15 protein-coding genes are annotated in these 18,239 nt (G+C 51.4%); 4 read left to right on the plus strand and 11 right to left on the minus strand.

Annotated features, from left to right (window positions below; all coding sequences use genetic code 11):
* Window positions 1–107 precede the first annotated feature (107 nt).
* Window positions 108–1,010, plus strand: a complete 903-nt coding sequence (locus tag BZG75_RS10050) for a TIGR03899 family protein (protein ID WP_021023527.1) — start codon at window positions 108–110, stop codon at window positions 1,008–1,010.
* Window positions 1,011–1,015: 5 nt separating this feature from the next.
* On the opposite strand, the gene cysC is transcribed toward BZG75_RS10050, so the two are convergent.
* The 4 genes from cysC to cysG all read right to left on the minus strand — a co-directional run bounded on the left by cysC (window position 1,016) and on the right by cysG (window position 5,564).
* A complete protein-coding gene (cysC, locus tag BZG75_RS10055) occupies window positions 1,016–1,636 on the minus strand; it encodes an adenylyl-sulfate kinase (RefSeq protein ID WP_077576872.1) in 621 nt (206 codons plus the stop codon).
* A 145-nt stretch (window positions 1,637–1,781) separates the two neighbouring features.
* Entirely contained in the window at window positions 1,782–3,206 is a 1,425-nt protein-coding gene (cysN, locus tag BZG75_RS10060; RefSeq protein WP_077576873.1) for a sulfate adenylyltransferase subunit CysN, read from the minus strand.
* Between the two features lie 9 nt (window positions 3,207–3,215).
* On the minus strand, window positions 3,216–4,124 hold the full coding sequence (cysD, locus tag BZG75_RS10065) for a sulfate adenylyltransferase subunit CysD (protein WP_077576874.1): 909 nt from the start codon (window positions 4,122–4,124) through the stop codon (window positions 3,216–3,218).
* Between the two features lie 12 nt (window positions 4,125–4,136).
* On the minus strand, window positions 4,137–5,564 hold the full coding sequence (gene cysG / locus BZG75_RS10070) for a siroheme synthase CysG (protein ID WP_077576875.1): 1,428 nt from the start codon (window positions 5,562–5,564) through the stop codon (window positions 4,137–4,139).
* Window positions 5,565–5,852: 288 nt separating this feature from the next.
* Between cysG and cpdB the strand changes: the two genes are divergently transcribed.
* Window positions 5,853–7,817, plus strand: a complete 1,965-nt coding sequence (gene cpdB, locus BZG75_RS10075; RefSeq protein ID WP_077576876.1) for a 2',3'-cyclic-nucleotide 2'-phosphodiesterase — start codon at window positions 5,853–5,855, stop codon at window positions 7,815–7,817.
* 84 nt (window positions 7,818–7,901) lie between these two features.
* Window positions 7,902–8,369, plus strand: a complete 468-nt coding sequence (locus tag BZG75_RS10080; RefSeq protein WP_077459992.1) for a GNAT family N-acetyltransferase — start codon at window positions 7,902–7,904, stop codon at window positions 8,367–8,369.
* A 56-nt stretch (window positions 8,370–8,425) separates the two neighbouring features.
* Here the strand turns inward: BZG75_RS10080 and BZG75_RS10085 are convergent, their stop codons facing one another.
* Both BZG75_RS10085 and BZG75_RS10090 read right to left on the minus strand, forming a co-directional pair.
* A complete protein-coding gene (locus BZG75_RS10085) occupies window positions 8,426–10,057 on the minus strand; it encodes a methyl-accepting chemotaxis protein (RefSeq protein WP_077576877.1) in 1,632 nt (543 codons plus the stop codon).
* Between the two features lie 406 nt (window positions 10,058–10,463).
* The gene (locus BZG75_RS10090) at window positions 10,464–11,135 is read right to left on the minus strand and encodes a LysM-like peptidoglycan-binding domain-containing protein (protein ID WP_199878889.1); all 672 of its coding nucleotides are present in this window, start codon (window positions 11,133–11,135) and stop codon (window positions 10,464–10,466) included.
* A 125-nt stretch (window positions 11,136–11,260) separates the two neighbouring features.
* Between BZG75_RS10090 and BZG75_RS10095 the strand changes: the two genes are divergently transcribed.
* Window positions 11,261–11,881, plus strand: coding sequence for an FKBP-type peptidyl-prolyl cis-trans isomerase (locus tag BZG75_RS10095; protein WP_021023517.1), 621 nt, complete (start codon window positions 11,261–11,263; stop codon window positions 11,879–11,881).
* A gap of 63 nt (window positions 11,882–11,944) precedes the next feature.
* Here the strand turns inward: BZG75_RS10095 and alr are convergent, their stop codons facing one another.
* The 5 genes from alr to BZG75_RS10120 all read right to left on the minus strand — a co-directional run bounded on the left by alr (window position 11,945) and on the right by BZG75_RS10120 (window position 18,110).
* Complete coding sequence (alr, locus tag BZG75_RS10100) at window positions 11,945–13,180, minus strand: alanine racemase (protein WP_077576879.1); 1,236 nt, start codon at window positions 13,178–13,180, stop codon at window positions 11,945–11,947.
* Window positions 13,181–13,445: 265 nt separating this feature from the next.
* On the minus strand, window positions 13,446–14,225 hold the full coding sequence (locus tag BZG75_RS10105) for a phosphoadenylyl-sulfate reductase (RefSeq protein WP_077576880.1): 780 nt from the start codon (window positions 14,223–14,225) through the stop codon (window positions 13,446–13,448).
* Window positions 14,218–15,933 carry an assimilatory sulfite reductase (NADPH) hemoprotein subunit gene (gene cysI / locus BZG75_RS10110; protein ID WP_077576881.1) on the minus strand — a complete coding sequence of 572 codons (1,716 nt, stop codon included), beginning with the start codon at window positions 15,931–15,933 and terminating at the stop codon, window positions 14,218–14,220. The genes BZG75_RS10105 and cysI overlap by 8 nt, the downstream gene beginning before the upstream one ends.
* Entirely contained in the window at window positions 15,933–17,741 is a 1,809-nt protein-coding gene (locus BZG75_RS10115) for an assimilatory sulfite reductase (NADPH) flavoprotein subunit (protein ID WP_077576882.1), read from the minus strand. The genes cysI and BZG75_RS10115 overlap by 1 nt, the downstream gene beginning before the upstream one ends.
* Window positions 17,742–17,882: 141 nt before the next feature.
* On the minus strand, window positions 17,883–18,110 hold the full coding sequence (locus BZG75_RS10120; RefSeq protein ID WP_021023512.1) for a hypothetical protein: 228 nt from the start codon (window positions 18,108–18,110) through the stop codon (window positions 17,883–17,885).
* Between the last annotated feature and the right edge of the window lie 129 nt (window positions 18,111–18,239).

Below are 18,239 nucleotides of genomic sequence, written 5' to 3' on the forward strand. Positions count from 1 at the left end.
CACGCATCCCTACGCTTAATAGATAACACCATAATGTTAACAAATTTAATCATTAATTAACATATTTGCCAGCATAAAATTTTGCTGACAATCAGTGTGAGAACCGCATGGCAGAGCAAGACAAACCCGTGGTCGTCGACGCCCACCCAGAGAAACGGCAACACCAAGATCACAGCTATAAAGAAGATGCCGATCTACGCGGCAGTAAAGGGCGACTAAAAGCGATTGCGAGCGAGTATCAAGTTGATGCTCGCTTACAAGACGTGGAGCAAGAGGATCTCGCCCATCGCAGCGCAAACCGCCAACGCCAGGTGATGCAAAAGCAACAAGCCAACCTCGAAGCGATCATTGCTCATACCTATGAAAGTTGTCACAGTGAAACGGCACAAACCCCCGATCCGGATTGGCTGGTACGCTTTTTCGACTTAGCCCGCAATATTCACGGCTATGCGATGCAACAGCTTTGGGCCAAGATCCTTAAACAGGAAATATTGCGTCCGGGAAGCACCTCGATCAAAGCACTCACCCTTTTAGAAACCATGACCCAGCGCGAAGCGCAAGCACTGCAACGCGCCTGTGCATTGTCCAGCACCTTTGGCCAAGACAGCACCAAAAAGCTAGTCACCGGTTTTCGCCGCCGCCAAGGCTTGGTGCAACTGCTGCGCCCAGAGCCGCCACACAAACTCTCGCTAGGGCATTACCAGCTTTCTTATACCGACTTGATGTTACTGATGGATTTAGGGCTGATCCTGCGCACCGAGCTTGAATCTGGGATCATTGAGATGCATCCTGCCATGCCATTTACACTGCAAGACACCCAGTACATGCTCACTCCGCTCCACAAAGGGATGCGTCTTTATTATTACCGCTTTAGCCCCACTGGCCATGAGCTAGCAAAACTGGTCGGTAAACGCGTGCATCCCGATTACCACCACGCCATTTGTGCGTTGCTCGCCGAAGGCTTTGAGATGCACAGCGACATTGGCGATACCGTCAACACCCATGCGTGATACCTTTAGGTGCGCAGCACTCCCCGATCGCGCAACACATCAAGGCAGACCGCCACATGCTCAGCAACACGCTGATCGCCAGTTAAATGAATCGCCGGTGCGTGCGGTGGTTCATAATCTGACGATATGCCGGTAAACGCAGGGATCTCGCCAGCGCGCGCTTTTTTGTACAGCCCTTTTGGATCGCGCTGCTCGCACACCGCCAGCGGCGTATCGACAAAGACTTCGATAAACTGCCCCTCTGGCAAACGCTCGCGCACCCTCTCTCGCTCCGCGCGGAATGGTGAGATAAAAGCACTGAGGACAATCAGACCAGCATCGGTCATCAACTTAGCCACCTCGCCAATTCGGCGAATGTTCTCGACTCTGTCCTGATCGGAAAAACCCAGATCGCGACACAATCCATGGCGAATATTATCGCCATCCAGCAAATAGGTATGGTGCCCTTCTGCCACCAAGGCGGCCTCCAACGCACCAGCAATGGTCGATTTGCCCGAGCCAGACAAGCCAGTAAACCAAAGCACGACCGGCTGCTGCTGCTTTTGTTCACTGCGCGTTGCTTGATCAACACTATGTGTATGCCAGATCACGTTAGGATCGGAAGACGATATAAAAGATTGCGTCATAAATAGTCTCTCCGTCCGCCATGCCAAAATACGTGTGTTATCACGATTCACCTATTCTCTTATCATTGCCTTGATGAGACCTCGTATCGGGCTAGCGAATGATGTGGCTAGCCCGATATAGGGCTTATTAACACTCAGGTATTATCTATCCCAGCTGACCAAGATCCCGCGCTTGCCAATGCGGAAAGTGCTTGCGGATCAGCTGGTTTAACTCAAGCTCAAACGCTGAGAACGACGAGGTGGTTTGCGGCTGCGCCTCGGCCACATGACGGATCATGCCCGCGCCGACCGTCACATTGGTGAGGCGATCAATCAGGATAAAGCCACCGGTATTCGGGCTATCGTGATAGGTATCCAGCGGCACCGCTTCGCTCAGGGTCAAGGTGCAACGGCCAATGCCATTAAGCGGCAAGGTGTCTGCGTCATGAGTGTTAAGCGTATTAACATCGACCCCATACGACAGTGCCTCAACCTGCGCCGAGGTTTTCTTGCTGGCCAACTTAATGTCATATTCTCGCCCCGGTGCCAGTGGAGTTTGCGTCATCCACACCACGTCGGCGTCAAACCGTTGACCCACCGCCACGTCATCATCCGCTCGCACCAAGAGATCGCCACGCGAGATATCAATTTCTCTATCTAAAGTGAGGGTGACCGCTTGACCGCTAAAGGCAAATTCACGATCACCGTCAAAGCTGACGATGCGCGCGACCTTCGCGGTAAGCCCAGAAGGGAGTACCTTAACCTCATCGCCCACATGCAACTCACCACTGGCAAGGGTGCCTGCATAGCCACGGAAGTTAAGATCCGGTCGATTGACATACTGCACCGGAAAACGGAACGCACCCGTCCCGCGCGATTTTTCAATGTCTATGGCTTCTAGCTGACTGAGCAGCGGCTCGCCTTGATACCACGCCATCGCGTCACTGGCATTGACCACGTTGTCGCCTTCCAGTGCCGACAAAGGCACCATAGACACTGACAAGCCGGGGTTGAGCTGATCGGCAAACGCCAGATACTGCTCTTGAATTTCATCAAACCGAGCTTGGCTATATGCCACCAAGTCCATCTTGTTCACCGCTACCACAAAATGCTGAATACCCAGCAAGTTAGCGATATACGAGTGGCGACGAGTCTGATCCAAGATGCCGTGGCGCGCGTCGATTAAGATCACCGCCACATCACAGGTCGACGCACCGGTGGCCATATTACGGGTGTACTGCTCATGGCCGGGGGTATCGGCGATGATAAACTTACGCTTGGCGGTGGAGAAATACCGGTACGCTACATCAATGGTGATCCCCTGCTCGCGCTCGGCTTGCAGGCCGTCGACCAGTAGCGCCAGATCCGGTTTCTCGCCCGTGGTGCCGACACGCTGGCTATCGGCATGGACAGCAGCCAGCTGATCTTCATAGATCTGTTGCGAGTCGTGCAGCAAGCGGCCAATCAAGGTCGATTTACCGTCATCGACCGAGCCACAGGTCAAAAAGCGCAATAAACTTTTGTGTTGGTGCTGTTGCAGATAACCCTCAATACCCAGATCGGCCACCTGTTGTTGAATTGCTGGATTCATGACTGCTCCTTAGAAATAACCCTGACGCTTTTTGCGCTCCATGGATCCGGACTGATCGTGGTCGATCGCCCGCCCTTGGCGTTCACTTGAGGTAGCGACCAACATCTCTTCGATGATCTCTGGCAAAGTGGTCGCGGTAGATTCAATCGCCCCGGTAAGCGGGTAACAGCCCAGCGTGCGGAAACGTACCGATTTATGCATCACGGTTTCTTCGGGTCCAATCGGCATCCGCGCATCATCGACCATGTACAAGGTGCCCTCACGCTCCACCACCGGGTGTTCAGCCGCCAAGTAAAGCGGGACAATATCGATATTTTCCAGATAGATGTATTGCCAGATATCGAGCTCAGTCCAGTTAGAGAGCGGAAACACACGAATGCTCTCGCCCGGGTTCACTTGGCCGTTGTAGTTGCGCCACAGCTCTGGCCGTTGATTTTTCGGATCCCAGCGGTGGTTCTTATCGCGGAACGAATAGACACGCTCTTTGGCACGGGACTTTTCTTCATCCCGACGTGCGCCGCCAAACGCCGCATCAAACTTATATTGATCCAGCGCCTGCTTTAGCGCTTGGGTTTTCATGATATCGGTGTGCTTGTCGGAGCCGTGATCAAAAGGATTGATCCCCTGTGCTATTCCTTCTGGATTTTTGTGCACAATCAGATCTAGCCCCAGCTCTTTAGCGGTGCGATCGCGAAAGGTAATCATGTCGCGAAACTTCCAATCGGTATCGACATGCAACAGCGGAAACGGGATCTTACCGGGGTAAAAGGCTTTGCGTGCTAAATGCAGCATCACCGACGAATCTTTACCAATTGAATACAGCATCACGGGGTTATCAAACTCCGCTGCGACTTCCCGCAGTATATGAATGCTCTCGGCTTCCAACTGCTGGAGGTGAGTCAGTGTTTTTGCGTCCATCTTCATTATCCTTTAAGCGAAGTTAACCACAGCGGTTGGCGCTTGCGTGGGATCAGCATCAGTTGCCACATTATTATCACCAAACCAAGTCAACTGACCGGCGAGGGCCGCGACTTCGCCTACCACGATTAGGGCTGGCGACGCGGCTTGCTCAGCCAGCGACGGTAAATTATTGAGTTGACCGGTAAAGACTTTTTGCTCTGGACGGGTGCCGTTTTCAATCACCGCCACTGGCGTCTCCGGTGAACGGCCATGAGCCAAAAGCTGGCTTTGAATGTGGGCCGACTTCATTAGCCCCATGTAGATCACCAAGGTTTGCTGCGCGCGTGCCAAGGTGGCCCATTCCAGCGTGTCTTGTTCTTTTTTCAAATGGCCGGTAATAAACAGCGCCGTTTGAGCGTGATCGCGATGGGTTAGCGGAATACCGGCATACGCCGTTGCCCCTGCAGCGGCGGTGATACCAGGCACCACTTGAAACGAGACACCGGCGTTGGCCAGTGTTTGTAACTCCTCGCCACCACGGCCAAACATAAACGGATCGCCTCCTTTTAAGCGCACCACCCGTTTTCCCGCTTGGGCATGCTCCACCAATAGACGATTGATGTCGTCTTGGCTAACACTGTGGTAGCTCGCCCGTTTACCCACGCAAACCAGCTCTGCATCTCGGCGACACAACTCCATAATCGGCTCAGCGACTAAGTAGTCGTATAACACCACATCGGCTTGCTGCATCAATTGCAACGCGCGCAAGGTCAATAGCCCAGGATCCCCTGGCCCGGCGCCAATCAAGGCCACTTCGCCTTGGGTGGTGATTTGTCCACTGAGCTGTTCAAGCGCCTGCTCGGCTTGCTGGTGTTTGCCCGCCGCGACTAAATCAGCAAACCGGCCACTAAAAGCGGCTTCCCAGAATTTACGCCGCCCCGTTAAGGTCGGAATGCGTGCTTTCAGTTTGTCGCGAAACGCGCCCGCCATCGCTGCCATTTTGCCGATATGTTGGGGGACCAAGGTTTCAATTTTTTCACGGAGCATCCGCGCCAATACCGGTGCTTTACCGCCCGACGAGATAGCAATGATAATGGGAGAGCGATCCACTAAAGAAGGGACAATAAAGCTACATTTAGGGGTGTCATCGACGACATTGACCAAAATATTGCGGCTGTCAGCGGCCGTGGAGACCAGCTCATTGACGAGGGCATTATCGGTCGCCGCAATTGCCAGCATGTTTCCATCCAGATGATCGGGACGAAACGCCTCGCGTAACACTGTCAACTTGCCTTGCGCTTGCGCTTCTTCAATTTCACGGTCGACCTCTGGGGCCACTAAGGTGACCGCCGCCCCGACTTTGAGTAGCATGCGGGTTTTTCGCCATGCCACTTCGCCACCGCCCACCACGAGGCAAGGACGGTGTTTGAGCTGAGCAAAAAGAGGAAGATAATCCATGATCGCGCATTTCCTTGATGACAATACCGCCACTATATCGCCCCATAACTATTACCTGAAATTCTATAAATTCATTTTTTATTCTTTTTAGTGCTTTAGGAGGGAGTGGAATGGGTAAGGCATCGGGTCAATAAAACAATGACTGCGATCGCAAAGCGCTCAATTTCCGCCTCAGAGCCTTGCAACGGTTCGATAAAGCCGATCAAGCGCACAGCTTCATATGAATGATAAACGGCATAATTCAATTGCTTGATAACTAACGCACACTTTTCACTTGGAGATCCTGTTATGCGTTTGCTCCCTTCTGCTGTCGCCACCGCGGTGGTTGCCGGTCTGTTTGCCGCATCTGGCAGTGCCTTTGCCGATACCATCAACCTGCGTGTGATTGAAACCACCGACATTCATACTAATGTGATGGATTACGACTACTACAAAAACAAGCCGTCACAAAAAATCGGCTTGGTCCGCGCCGCGACCGTGGTCAAACAAGCTCGCGATGAAGCACAAAACGCGCTATTGGTCGATAACGGTGACCTGATCCAAGGCAGTCCAATGGGCGATTACATGGCGAGCAAAGGCATCAAACCTGGCGAAGTGCACCCAGTGTACAAAGCGATGAACTTGCTCAATTATGAAGTGGGAAACATCGGTAACCATGAATTCAACTATGGCTTGGCCTTTTTAAAAGAGTCAATCAACGACGCTAACTTCCCGTATATCAACGCCAACGTGTTTGATGCCGATAGCGGCGAGCACTACTTTGACCCGTATTTAATTAAAGAATACCAACTCAAAGATGAAGACGGTGATAGCCACACCATCAAAGTCGGTTACATCGGCTTTGTCCCGCCACAGATAATGACTTGGGATAAAGCCAATCTCGAAGGAAAGGTGATCGCCAAAGACATTAAACAAACCGCAGAAAAGTTAGTGCCGGAAATGAAAGCCAAAGGGGCCGATGTGGTCGTGGCTATTCCTCACTCAGGTATTTCACAAGCGCCTTATAAAGCGATGGCAGAAGATTCTGTGTATTACCTCACGGATGTCGACGGCATTGATGCCATTGCCTTTGGTCATTCACATGCCGTCTTCCCTGGAGAAGACTTCGCCAACATTCCCGGTGCGGATATCGATAAAGGCACGATCAATGGTGTGGCCAGTGTGATGGCCGGCCGCTGGGGCAGCCATGTCGGAGTGATAGATCTGGCGCTCGAGCAAGTCGATGGTCAATGGCAAGTCACCGACAGTCAGGCTCAGGCGCGTCCGATTTTTGATCAGGCGAATAACAAGGCCTTAGTCGAGGCCGATGAAGCTTTGCTTAAGGCTGTGGAGTCAGACCATAAAGCCACACAAGATTTCGTCAATCAGCCAATTGGTCAAGCTAATGATGTGATGTATTCCTACTTGGCCCTGCTTCAAGACGATCCGACCGTACAAATCGTTAACCTCGCACAGCAAGACTATGTCGAGCGCATGATTCAAGGGGACCCTGACTTAGCCGATCTGCCGGTGCTGTCTGCCGCCGCGCCTTTTAAAGCCGGTGGTCGCAAAAACGATCCGAGCAACTTTACCGAAGTGGAGGCGGGCCAACTGACGTTCCGTAACGCCGCCGATCTTTATCTGTACCCGAATACCTTGGTGGCACTGAAAGTCTCTGGTGCCGAGCTTACCCAATGGCTAGAGTGCAGTGCCGGCCAGTTTAACCAAATCGATCCCAACACAGAGCAGCCCCAGTCACTGGTGAACTGGGATGGATTCCGCACCTATAACTTTGATGTCATTGACGGTGTCGAGTATCAGATTGATATCACCAAGCCTGCCCGCTACGACGGAGATTGCAATGAGGTCAATTCAGACGCGTCGCGAATCATCAATCTGACCTATCAAGGTGAGCCGGTTGACCCTGAGCAAACCTTCCTGATAGCGACCAACAATTACCGTGCCTATAGTGGTAAGTTCCCAGGCACCGGCAGTGACCATATCGCCTTTGCCGCGCCGGATGAAAACCGTACCGTGGTCGCCAACTACATCAGCCGTGTGAGTCAAGAAGAAGGCCAAGTCACAGTGAGTGCGGATAACAACTGGTCTATCGCGCCTATCGAAGGCGACGCTGTGGTCAGCTTTGAAACCTCACCGAGCGAGAAAGCGGCGCAATTTATCGAGCAAAAAGGCCAATGGTCAATGCGCCGCCAAGGCACTGATGAAGTGGGGTTTGGCGTTTATCATGTTGATTTAAGCCAGCCTCGTCAGTAGCTGGTTAACGACACCCACTAAATAGCTTTTGAATACCGCAGCCTGTCTGCGGTATTTTTTTACTTTCCCCTTTGGAGTTTTGGTATGGATTGGCAAATCGTGACATTTGACGCGCTTGATACGCGCACCTTATTCACACTGATGAAATTACGGGTAGATGTGTTTGTAGTGGAACAAGCCTGTGCCTACCCAGAGCTTGATGCGCTCGACACCGCGCCAGAGACGCTGCATTTAATGGGCTGGCTGAATGGCGAGCTAGCGGCTTATGCCCGTGTGCTGGCACCAGGTGCAAGTTACTCAGGCGCCAGCATTGGCCGTGTGATCGTTGCGCCCGCTCACCGAAACGGTCAATGGGGGCATCAATTGGTTCGCCACGCGATTCAGGCTTGCCAGCAACATTGGCCACATGATGATATTGAGATTGGCGCACAAACACATTTACAGCGGTTTTATCAAACCCATGGCTTTTCGGCGTTTTCCGACGCCTACTTAGAAGATGGGATCCCCCATATTGATATGCGTTTATCGGTAAGTGACGCATCCGCCGTTTAAAGCAAAAAATCCCGCTGAATCAGCGGGATTTTGTTTTCATCTATTGGCGGTACGACCTATTTGGTTAGACGGAAGCGCTGCATGGTCGTTTGCAGTGATTGCGCCAACTGGCTGAGCTCGCTACAGGCTTGTGCGGTTTGATCAGCACCGCCAGCGACTTCTTGTGACGAATCATTGATGCGCTCAATGTTACGGCTTAGCTCATCCGCTACCGAGTCTTGCTCGCCACAGGCACTGGCAATTTGCATGCCCATATCAGCGATGTTTTCAACCGAGGTTTCAATCCCACGCACCAGCTGTTGAGCCTGGTCGCCCTGCTCTACGCATTGCTCAATGCTCTCACAGCTTTGCGTGGTGGCATTGCGCGCTTGCGTGGCGTGTTGCTGCAGTTTTTCGATGATGGTGGTGATTTCGCCCGTTGAGTCTTGGGTACGGCCCGCTAAGGTACGCACTTCATCGGCCACCACCGCAAAGCCACGGCCCGATTCACCGGCACGCGCTGCTTCAATCGCCGCGTTCAACGCCAGTAAATTGGTTTGCTCAGCAATATCACGAATAACATCCACCACCATGTTGATTTGTTTCGACTGCTGATCGAGCTCACTCACGGTATTGCCCGTTTGACGCATGTCCTCTGCTACTTTGCGAATCGAAGCAACCATGCCATCAATATCTTGCGCCCCCATACGGGACTGCTCGCTCGCTTCGTTGGCGGCGGTGGATGAGCTTTCGGTATTCTGCGCCACGTCGGCAACGGTTGCCTTCATTTGTGCCATCGCGGTCGCCACTTGTGATACTTCATGTTGCTGACTTTGCATCCCGCTTGAGGTTTGGCTCGATACGGCACTGACCTCTTCGACTGCACTGCTCAATTGGGTTACCGCGGCAATCACTTCTTCAATCAGGGTGCGCAGACTGTCTTGCATCGCCATGCTCGAGTCCGCCAATTTACCCATTTCATCATTACCAATCTGGCCGCGATCCAATTGATAGCTCAAATCACCTTTGGCAATCGCAGAAGACTGCTCCATCACTAAGCGCAACGGACTGATGATCGCTCGAGTGAACACCACTGCCACCACAATCATAAAGGCGATCACTGCAAGCAGTACCCCAATAATGGTCATACTCACAGTAGAAACTTGGCTTAGCATGGAGGCGCGGTTTTTACCAATAAAGCCTTGCATCAACTCAGACATTTCCGTTAAGGACTTATCTAACTGTCCGAAGGTACCAAACGACTTAGATAAAATTTGTTGTGCTGCGGTCAGTTGCCCGTCTTCAACACGGTCAGGAAAAGCACTGAGCTCTTGATTATATTTGTCCCAATTGTTCTGGATACGACTGAAAATGGCTTTTTCATCATCGTACCAAAGCGTCTCCTGGTAGGCGTCGAGAGCACGGCTATAATCGCGCTTCATAACATCGATCTCGCCCAAGATTTCACGTCGTTCTGCCGGATCACTAAAGGTAAGAACCGCATACTGATCCTGACGAATACGAACGATTTCTTCACTAAGTCGTTCGATCTCAAGCACCGCGGGAAGGGTATCGTCAGTAAAGTTCAGCATATTATCGCGCATGCCGCTGACTTGGGTGAAGATGTAAAACCCAAAGATCACGACAGCAATACCAATGAGGGAAAAAGCCGCGGTAAACTTTTTGCCAATAGATAGATTTTTCAACATGGAAAAGCGAGTCCTCAACAAATTAGTGATTAGCGTGTTAATGCCTAGACATCCATGTTGAGGCGGGCTTGCGTGTCTGTCCTACACAGCGGCGCGAATACTAGCACAAAAAATAACCAAAGTGTGATGAAAGACTCATTATTTTCGTAAAAAGTATGTCATACAACACTGGCTTGTTTGGCAGGCATTCACACCCTTAACCGCAATTTGTCCCTTTTCCGCCTCAATGATGCAATGTATCCAGCCGTATTGACTGATTTATAAAAAGTAGCTTAAAAATCGTGCTGCAGCGACTTTAATCACAAAATTGCGCAAAAAACAGACAGAGTAAGGACTATAAAAGACAGGGAAGAGGCCGAAAGCACCACCTATCAATGCCTTCGGTTAGATTGACGGTTTCAAGAAACTAACGTTGACGGGCAAAACCGCCATCAGAAAGGCGAAAATACAGTGCGGATTGACCTTTCTCCGTTTCGATCTGCAATATATCTAGCGCGCCACTGGATGTCCGTTTAAAACGAATCCATTGGCCAGGCTGAATGCGGCTGATAGGTTTGTCTTCACCTTCAATATTGGCAATCGAATACAAGTCCGTTAAGGCGAGATCGTAGCGTCGGAACACTTTGGCCAAGGTATCACCAGACTCAATTTGATGACGTGTCCAAGCGCTCTCTTCTGCGGTTGAGGCCTCCTGTGACGTCGCAGAGTCAGCCACTGACGATGCGTTTTGTGACGCTGTTGACGATGGAGCTGTTGACGATGGAGCTGTTGACGATGATAACGAACGGCTCGCATCTGGATTGATCGCAACCGGCTGTCGCGCCTGGCGCACAGGTTTATCCGATGACGACTCAGGCGGCGTAGAGCTAGGAAGTAAGGCCAATACCACAACGACGGGAACCAGGATCATCAGCAGCCGCCGGTGGAGACGGGGCAGGTGATGCCACGCGTGTTGTATTCGCGTTAGCATCGCACTGTGACGACTTAACGTCGCCGCTTGCTCTAAAACAGTGGTGAGTTTGTGTCCACCTTTCGCACGCAGTTTATCCCAGAGCGCTCGTATTGCTATTAACTTCATTGCCACTCCGCGCATATATTGTTGTTTTGTCCTCACATTGGACGCCTTTTTGGCACAAAAGTTTACCCACGAATCCATCACCTGTTATCCTTTCACACTTTATTGACCCACAAAAGAGAGACGTTATGTCTGACGTACAACTGGAAACCGTCGAACAGAAGGCCAGCTATGGCATCGGCCTACAAATGGGCCAACAACTTGCGGGCAGTGGCCTTGAAGGTTTAAACGTCGATGCGATTGCCAAAGGCATCAGCACGGCCTTAGCTGGCGAAATGCCAGAGATTGAAATTGATGACATTAATAATGCATTGCGTGAGCTTCACACAAAAGCAGAAGAAGTTCGTCAAGAAGCTGCAAAAGCACAAGCCGCAGAAGGCGATACTTTCTTGGCTGATAATGCCAAACGTGATGAAGTGACGGTAACCGAATCAGGCCTACAGTACGAAGTGCTGGTACAAGGCGACGGTGACATCCCAACCAGCGATAAGCAGGTACGTGTGCACTATCATGGCCAACTGATCGATGGCAGCGTTTTTGATAGCTCAGTTACGCGTGGCGAACCGGTCGAGTTCCCAGTGACTGGCGTGATTAAAGGTTGGGTGGAAGCACTGCAAATGATGCCGGTTGGCTCTAAGTGGAAACTGTATGTACCACAAGATCTGGCCTACGGCGAGCGTGGTGCTGGCGCAGCAATCCCGCCATTTGCTGCATTAGTATTTGAAGTAGAGTTGCTTGATATCCTGTAAAACGGATCAGCGCTTGAATAACAAGCAAAGCGATGCCAATCGGCATCGCTTTTTTTGTACTGATTACTGCACGTATTCACGTGGGTTGACCGCGCCCCACCAGCTGTATATCTCAGGGAAGATCACATCCGCACTCGATTCATACTCTTCAGCGCCAATGGTCTCCTCCCCTTGCTGACCAAAGAGCACCACTTCATCGTTTGGCATCACTTGATCCGCAATCTCGGTAATATCGACCATAATGGTGTTCATGGATGACACACCGACCACGGGGGCTCGGTGACCTTGAATCAAGACATCAGCGTTGTTGCCCATTTTACGTGGCACACCATCCGAATACCCCACCGGCAGGTTCGCCAACACCGAATCACGCTTTAGCGTATAGGTACTGTCATAGCCCACGGTGCTGCCTTCAGGCAAGTGATGCACCGAGGCCACTTTAGTTTTAAAGCTCATGATCGGTGGCAGTTCACGGTTAGTGGGCTGATCGCCATACAAGGCGCCACCCGGACGAACCATATCAAGATGGCCTTCAGGAACATTCAGGGTCACAAAAGAGTTCGCCGCGTGCAGCAATACGTCTTCACGTTGAAGCCCAGCTTCCTCTATTAGCCATTCGCTGTTCGCAGTAAACTGTCCTAACTTGCTACGAACATACTCCGCTTCATAGTTAGGAAAGTGAGTCATGATACCGACGACGTTAAAACGTGGGTCGGTAGCGATATCCACCGCAACTTGTTTGCCAGATTCCTCGTTCATCTCAATACCATTACGCCCCATACCACCGGCATTAAAGGCCATATGGACCGGAATGGTAATATCATGCTTGTCGGCTAACTCACGCATTTGCTCGGCTTGCTCTGCCGAGCCAATGAGCTCTTGCATGTTCAATGCTAATGCACTTTCCATTTCCTGCAAGGTCGCGGTCCGTACACGCATGATCTCGCCGGTAAAGCCGCCTTCGCGCAACGTCCGAGCTTCTTCATTACTGGCAATACCAACACAGTCGATACCACTTGCAATCACGGTGGGCAATAAGCCTGCAATACCATTGCCATAGGCATCCGCTTTCATGACGGCACAGATTTTCGTCCCTTCACTGACTTGCTGTTGAACACGTTGAATATTGTTAGCAAAAGTGGCCGTGTTCACTTCCAGCCAGCCGTTGCCGTGCCCCATATAACGCTGGTTAGCATCAGACGTGGAGGGAGCTGCTGATGTATAGTCAATGACAGCCGGGGCGCCAATGGCAACGACACCGGCGACGGCAAGCGCGACTAAAGATAGTTTTTTGTTCATAAGATTCACTGTTGGTCACATTAATGGCGCATCCGTGACACGTTGCGAATAAAAGTATTAGGCTCTTATTCACTGCCTCCTAGCTTTACCCGCTATTTATAGCACAAAACACGCCACGGCTGATGAGTTACTCAGTTAAAGAGTAGACAAACTCAGTGAAATTGAACAAAAAAATGCCACTACAAGGTGACACTATTTAAGGGCCGAGAGTTAGTTACATTCTTTCTCGGCGGGGCTATTCTCGACGAGGCTATTGCCGACGGGGCTATATCCCCGAACCATCATTTAAGTCGTCCTCATGCAAGCCGCACTCGCGCTTGAGACCAAAAAACCGCGTTTGCTCTTCACGCATGCCCGGCTCTAACCGCTGGGTGGTATGGACATCCCCCACCGACACATAACCTTTTTCGCGCAATGGATGATAAGGCAATTCATGCTCGCGCAGGTAGTCATCGACCTGTTGGTTCGACCAATCAATCACAGGCAAGAACTTAAACACCCCATGCTGGACACTGAGTATCGGCAAATTGGTACGCGAGTCAGATTGACCTCGACGGAGCCCAGAAAACCAGGTCCCGGCTTTTAGCTCTCGCAGCGCACGCTTCATCGGCTCAACTTTGTTGATTTGATTATATCGGCTGATCCCCTCCACACCTTGCTCCCAGAGTTGGCCGTAACGCGCTTCTTGCCACGCGGGGGAAAGCTCAGCACGATAGACGCGCAAATCCAAGTTAAGCCGTGCAGTTAAGGTATCGATAAACCGGTAAGTCTCGGCAAATAAGTAGCCGGTGTCGGTTAAGATCACCGGAATGTCCGATTTCACCTGACTCACTAAATGAAGCATAAGCGCCCCCTGTACACCAAAGCTGGACGACAGAACACATTGCCCTTCGAGATGCTCCAGTGCCCAGGCCACACGCTCAGGCGCCGAAAGTGACTCCAAGGTGGCATTGACCTCCGCCAATGCCAAGGCTTGCTGGCTTTTATTCATCGCGGCAATGTCAGCCAAGGCTAACGTCGCATTAGGTTGAACGGTTTCAAGCATAAAAATCCCTCTTAGATACATGCACGGGGGCAATCACCTCGCGGCGGATCAAGAAATCACCAAAGTGCTCACCCACTTCACGCTCCGTTGCCCAGCGACCAATCAACTGATCCAATTCTTCAAGGAGCTGACGATCGGTGATGTTCTCTTTGTACATTTTGGGGATTCGGGTACCTTCCCAATTTCCGCCTAAATGCAGGTTATAGCGCCCTGGCGCTTTGCCGACCAAACCCACTTCTGCCAGCATCGCGCGGCCGCAACCATTGGGACAGCCGGTCACTCGTAAAACAATCGGATCGTTTTCTACTTGGTGTTTTTTCTGAATCGCTTCCACTTCGGTGACAAAATCGGGAAGAAAGCGCTCCGCTTCTGCCATGGCAAGTGGACAGGTTGGGAAGGAAACACACGCCATCGAATTCGTGCGCTGTACACTGTGCGCATCATCAATTAACCGATAACGACGCGCTAACGCCTCAATCTCGTCTTTTTGCGCTTCAGGGATCCCAGCAATGATCAGGTTTTGGTTGGCGGTCATTCGAAAATCGCCTTGGTGTACCTTGGCGATCTCTGCCATGCCGGTTTTGAGCGGCTTTTCTGGTGTATCACGCAAGCGGCCATTTTCGATAAATAGGGCGAGGTGGTATTTACCGTCAATCCCTTTAGTCCAGCCCAAGCGATCACCGCGACCAGTAAAGCTATAAGGCCGGCTTGGCGCAAATATTACACCAGCACGCTTTTCCACTTCCGCTTTGAATACATCCGCGCCAACACGATCAAGGGTGTACTTGGTTTTCGCATTTTTACGGTTCGAACGGTTTCCCCAATCACGTTGGGTGGTGACCACGGCCTCAGCAATCTTCAACGTATGTTCAAGCGGAATAAAACCAAAATCATCTGCGCGGCGCGGGTAGGTGTTGGTGTCACCATGGGTCATCGCCAGCCCACCCCCGACTAAGACGTTAAAGCCGATCAGCTGTCCTTGTTCGGCGATGGCGACAAAGTTAAGGTCGTTGGCGTGCACATCCACGTCGTTTTGTGGCGGGATCACCACCGTGGTTTTGAACTTACGCGGCAAGTAACGCTCACCCAAAATCGGCTCTTTATCTTGGCTGCCTTCGACTTTTTCACCATCGAGCCAAATCTCTGCGTAAGCGCGAGTTTTAGGCAGCAAGTGCTCGCTGATGCGTTTTGCCCAATCATAGGCTTGCTGATGGAGCTCGGACTCCACTGGGTTGGAGGTACACAACACATTACGGTTCACATCCCCAGCAGTAGCAATCGAGTCAATACCATATTCATGCAAGGTCTGATGCATGAGCTTGATGTTAGGCTTTAGGACACCATGAAACTGAAAAGTTTGTCGCGTGGTCAGGCGAATGCTGCCATAGAGCGAGCTTTCGCGGGCAAACTTGTCAATCGCTAACCATTGCTCAGGGGTAATGATCCCGCCCGGCATCCGCGCGCGTAACATCACGTTATGCAGTGGCTCCAATTTTTGTTTTTGCCGCTCCGCGCGAATATCGCGATCATCTTGCTGATACATGCCGTGAAAACGGATCAGCTGGAAATTATCATCGGTAAAACCACCCGTAATAGGATCCTGCAAGTCGTGATCAATGGTGCCACGCAAATAATCACTGTCTTTTTTTAGCCGTTCATTATCGGCCAGTGGGCCCAGTGTATCGCCCGCAAATTTCTGCTCACTCATTAGTACACATCCCTTTGATAGCGCTTATCTTTGCGCAATTCGTTAATAAAGGCTTCGGCTTGCTCACGGCTTTGCTGACCCTGTGTTTGGGCAATCTCGATTAACGCTTCATGGACATCTTTCGCCATTTGGTTGGCATCGCCACACACATAGAGGTAGGCACCGTTTGATAGCCATTGCCATACCGCTTCAGCACGTTCGCGTAACCGATGCTGGACATACACTTTCTCTGCCTGATCACGGCTAAAGGCCACATCCATCCGCGTGAGTAGGCCAGATTTAAGGTATTGCTGCCATTCAACCTGATAGAGAAAATCATCAGTAAAGGTGCGATCACCAAAGAACAACCAGTTGTCACCTTGTGCTTCCCGTTGCTCTCGCTCTTGCAAGAAGGCGCGGAATGGCGCAATACCGGTGCCTGGACCAATCATAATGATCGGGGTGGCATCGTTATCAGGAAGCTTAAAGTTATCGTTATGCTCAACAAACACTTTTACTGTCTCCGCTTGCGCCGCGCGGTGGGCGAGAAAGCTCGATGCGCCGCCTTGGCGTGACGCTCCACTCTCATGCTGATACTCCACCAGCCCGACGGTGAGGTGCACTTCGTCTTCTACTTCTGCCTGGCTCGAAGCAATTGAGTACAAACGCGGGGTAAGCCGGCGCAATATCGATTGAAATTGCTCGACATTGAGAGTGACATCGGCCAGCGTCAATGCATCAATGAGCTGAGTGCGATTGGCAAACTCACGCAGTGCAGCTTTGTCTTCCGTCAAGGCGGTGAGTGTGTCGCTTTCCGACAACGCCGCCAGCGCAGTGATCTGCTGCGGGTTAGAAGCGGTGATTTCATAGTCAGTGATCAGCGCCTCGCGCAACGAAACGGCACTGCCATCCACCGCCACCGACTCGTCACCACTCAGTCCTACTTGGGCTAAAATGGCATCGGCTAATACAGGATCGTTTTGATACCACACCCCCAAGGCATCGCCCGGTTGGTATTGAATGCCGGATTCATCCAGATCGAATTCAATGTGGTAAACCGCTTTATCTGACCCACGTCCAGTAATGCGCTGACAGGTGAGTAGTTCGGCTGTGTAAGGAGACTGCTTAGTATATTTAGCGTGCGAGGTGGCCTGATGGAGTGGCACCACTTGCGCGTCCCCGCTGGCCTGAAATTGTTGCTTGACCTCGGCTAAGGTTTGCTCGCGCCAGGCACTGGCTGTGGCTTCATAATCCACATCGCAATCAAGACGGGCGACCATGGGCTTAGCGCCGAGTTTTTGTAAAAAGGCGTCAAAATCTTTACCTGTTTGGCAAAAGTACTCGTAACTCGAGTCTCCTAAGCTCAAAACGGCGTAGTGAAGATGGTCAAGCTTAGGCGCTTTTTTAGATTGTAAAAATTCATGCAGCTCAATGGCATTATCAGGCGGCTCGCCTTCACCATTGGTGGAAGCCACTATCACCAAGTGGGTTTCTTTGCCCAGCTGCTTGCCTTTATAGTTATCGGTCGCAACCAACTTGGCTGGGATCCCTGCTGCCTCGGCCTCTTGATACAACGCCTCCGCCACGCCTTTGGCATTACCCGTTTGCGAGGCATACAGAATAGTCAGGGTGTGGTTGGGCGCGGCACTGGTTTGTGGCATGGTCTTGGGTGCCACCGCTTCACCGGCAGGTGTTTGGCTTAACCCCCAAAAATAACCACTGATCCAGGCCAGCTGCTGCGGCGACAACTCCGCCACCGCTTGTTGCAACTGGCCGATTTGCTGATCATTAAGCGGGCTGGTTAACCCGGAGAGATCCTTGAGTAACATGGTGACGACATTCCTTGCTAACATTGCGTAAATGCTAGCGTAACCTCACCAGTTAATAACAATAAAGAATAGATGTGAATGTTTTATAACTTTTTGTAAGATCCCATGTGTAGAAAGGAGTGCTTAAGCGGGGTCGCGGGATTAGTCGATAATGCGCACTTGCTGAAAACCAATCTCTAATGCATTCAAGGTCGCTTGATCGATATCGAGAAAACACTGCTCAACGCCGTCGGCATTCGTCAATGCCATCAAGCCTCCCGCAGCATGGCGGCATTCAACCACCCATCCTTCATTATCTAACGACGGCTCAACAAGCGCTTCAATCAAAAGCTGTTGGCGGTATAACGCACGGAGTTGTTCGGCTGTCATCGTCATTTGCCTATCGATAAAATCCACATCTTGAATTGAGCTTAGTATCAGATAGACGAGGGTGCCATGCATGGCCTTAACGTAAAACGGAGTTAGCGTGGTGCGGCATAGTCGCCGCACCGGATATCA

This window comes from Salinivibrio sp. AR640 (assembly GCF_001995405.1).
Classification (GTDB): Bacteria; Pseudomonadota; Gammaproteobacteria; order Enterobacterales; family Vibrionaceae; genus Salinivibrio; species Salinivibrio costicola.

What these genes read in the sequence shown, in the direction of transcription:
- BZG75_RS10050 (WP_021023527.1), top strand. Translation starts at nt 108, where the DNA reads ATGGCAGAGCAAGACAAACCCGTGGTCGTCGACGCCCACCCAGAGAAA.
- cysC (WP_077576872.1), bottom strand. Translation starts at nt 1,636, where the DNA reads ATGACGCAATCTTTTATATCGTCTTCCGATCCTAACGTGATCTGGCAT.
- cysN (WP_077576873.1), bottom strand. Translation starts at nt 3,206, where the DNA reads ATGAATCCAGCAATTCAACAACAGGTGGCCGATCTGGGTATTGAGGGT.
- cysD (WP_077576874.1), bottom strand. Translation starts at nt 4,124, where the DNA reads ATGGACGCAAAAACACTGACTCACCTCCAGCAGTTGGAAGCCGAGAGC.
- cysG (WP_077576875.1), bottom strand. Translation starts at nt 5,564, where the DNA reads ATGGATTATCTTCCTCTTTTTGCTCAGCTCAAACACCGTCCTTGCCTC.
- cpdB (WP_077576876.1), top strand. Translation starts at nt 5,853, where the DNA reads ATGCGTTTGCTCCCTTCTGCTGTCGCCACCGCGGTGGTTGCCGGTCTG.
- BZG75_RS10080 (WP_077459992.1), top strand. Translation starts at nt 7,902, where the DNA reads ATGGATTGGCAAATCGTGACATTTGACGCGCTTGATACGCGCACCTTA.
- BZG75_RS10085 (WP_077576877.1), bottom strand. Translation starts at nt 10,057, where the DNA reads ATGTTGAAAAATCTATCTATTGGCAAAAAGTTTACCGCGGCTTTTTCC.
- BZG75_RS10090 (WP_199878889.1), bottom strand. Translation starts at nt 11,135, where the DNA reads ATGAAGTTAATAGCAATACGAGCGCTCTGGGATAAACTGCGTGCGAAA.
- BZG75_RS10095 (WP_021023517.1), top strand. Translation starts at nt 11,261, where the DNA reads ATGTCTGACGTACAACTGGAAACCGTCGAACAGAAGGCCAGCTATGGC.
- alr (WP_077576879.1), bottom strand. Translation starts at nt 13,180, where the DNA reads ATGAACAAAAAACTATCTTTAGTCGCGCTTGCCGTCGCCGGTGTCGTT.
- BZG75_RS10105 (WP_077576880.1), bottom strand. Translation starts at nt 14,225, where the DNA reads ATGCTTGAAACCGTTCAACCTAATGCGACGTTAGCCTTGGCTGACATT.
- cysI (WP_077576881.1), bottom strand. Translation starts at nt 15,933, where the DNA reads ATGAGTGAGCAGAAATTTGCGGGCGATACACTGGGCCCACTGGCCGAT.
- BZG75_RS10115 (WP_077576882.1), bottom strand. Translation starts at nt 17,741, where the DNA reads ATGTTACTCAAGGATCTCTCCGGGTTAACCAGCCCGCTTAATGATCAG.
- BZG75_RS10120 (WP_021023512.1), bottom strand. Translation starts at nt 18,110, where the DNA reads ATGACAGCCGAACAACTCCGTGCGTTATACCGCCAACAGCTTTTGATT.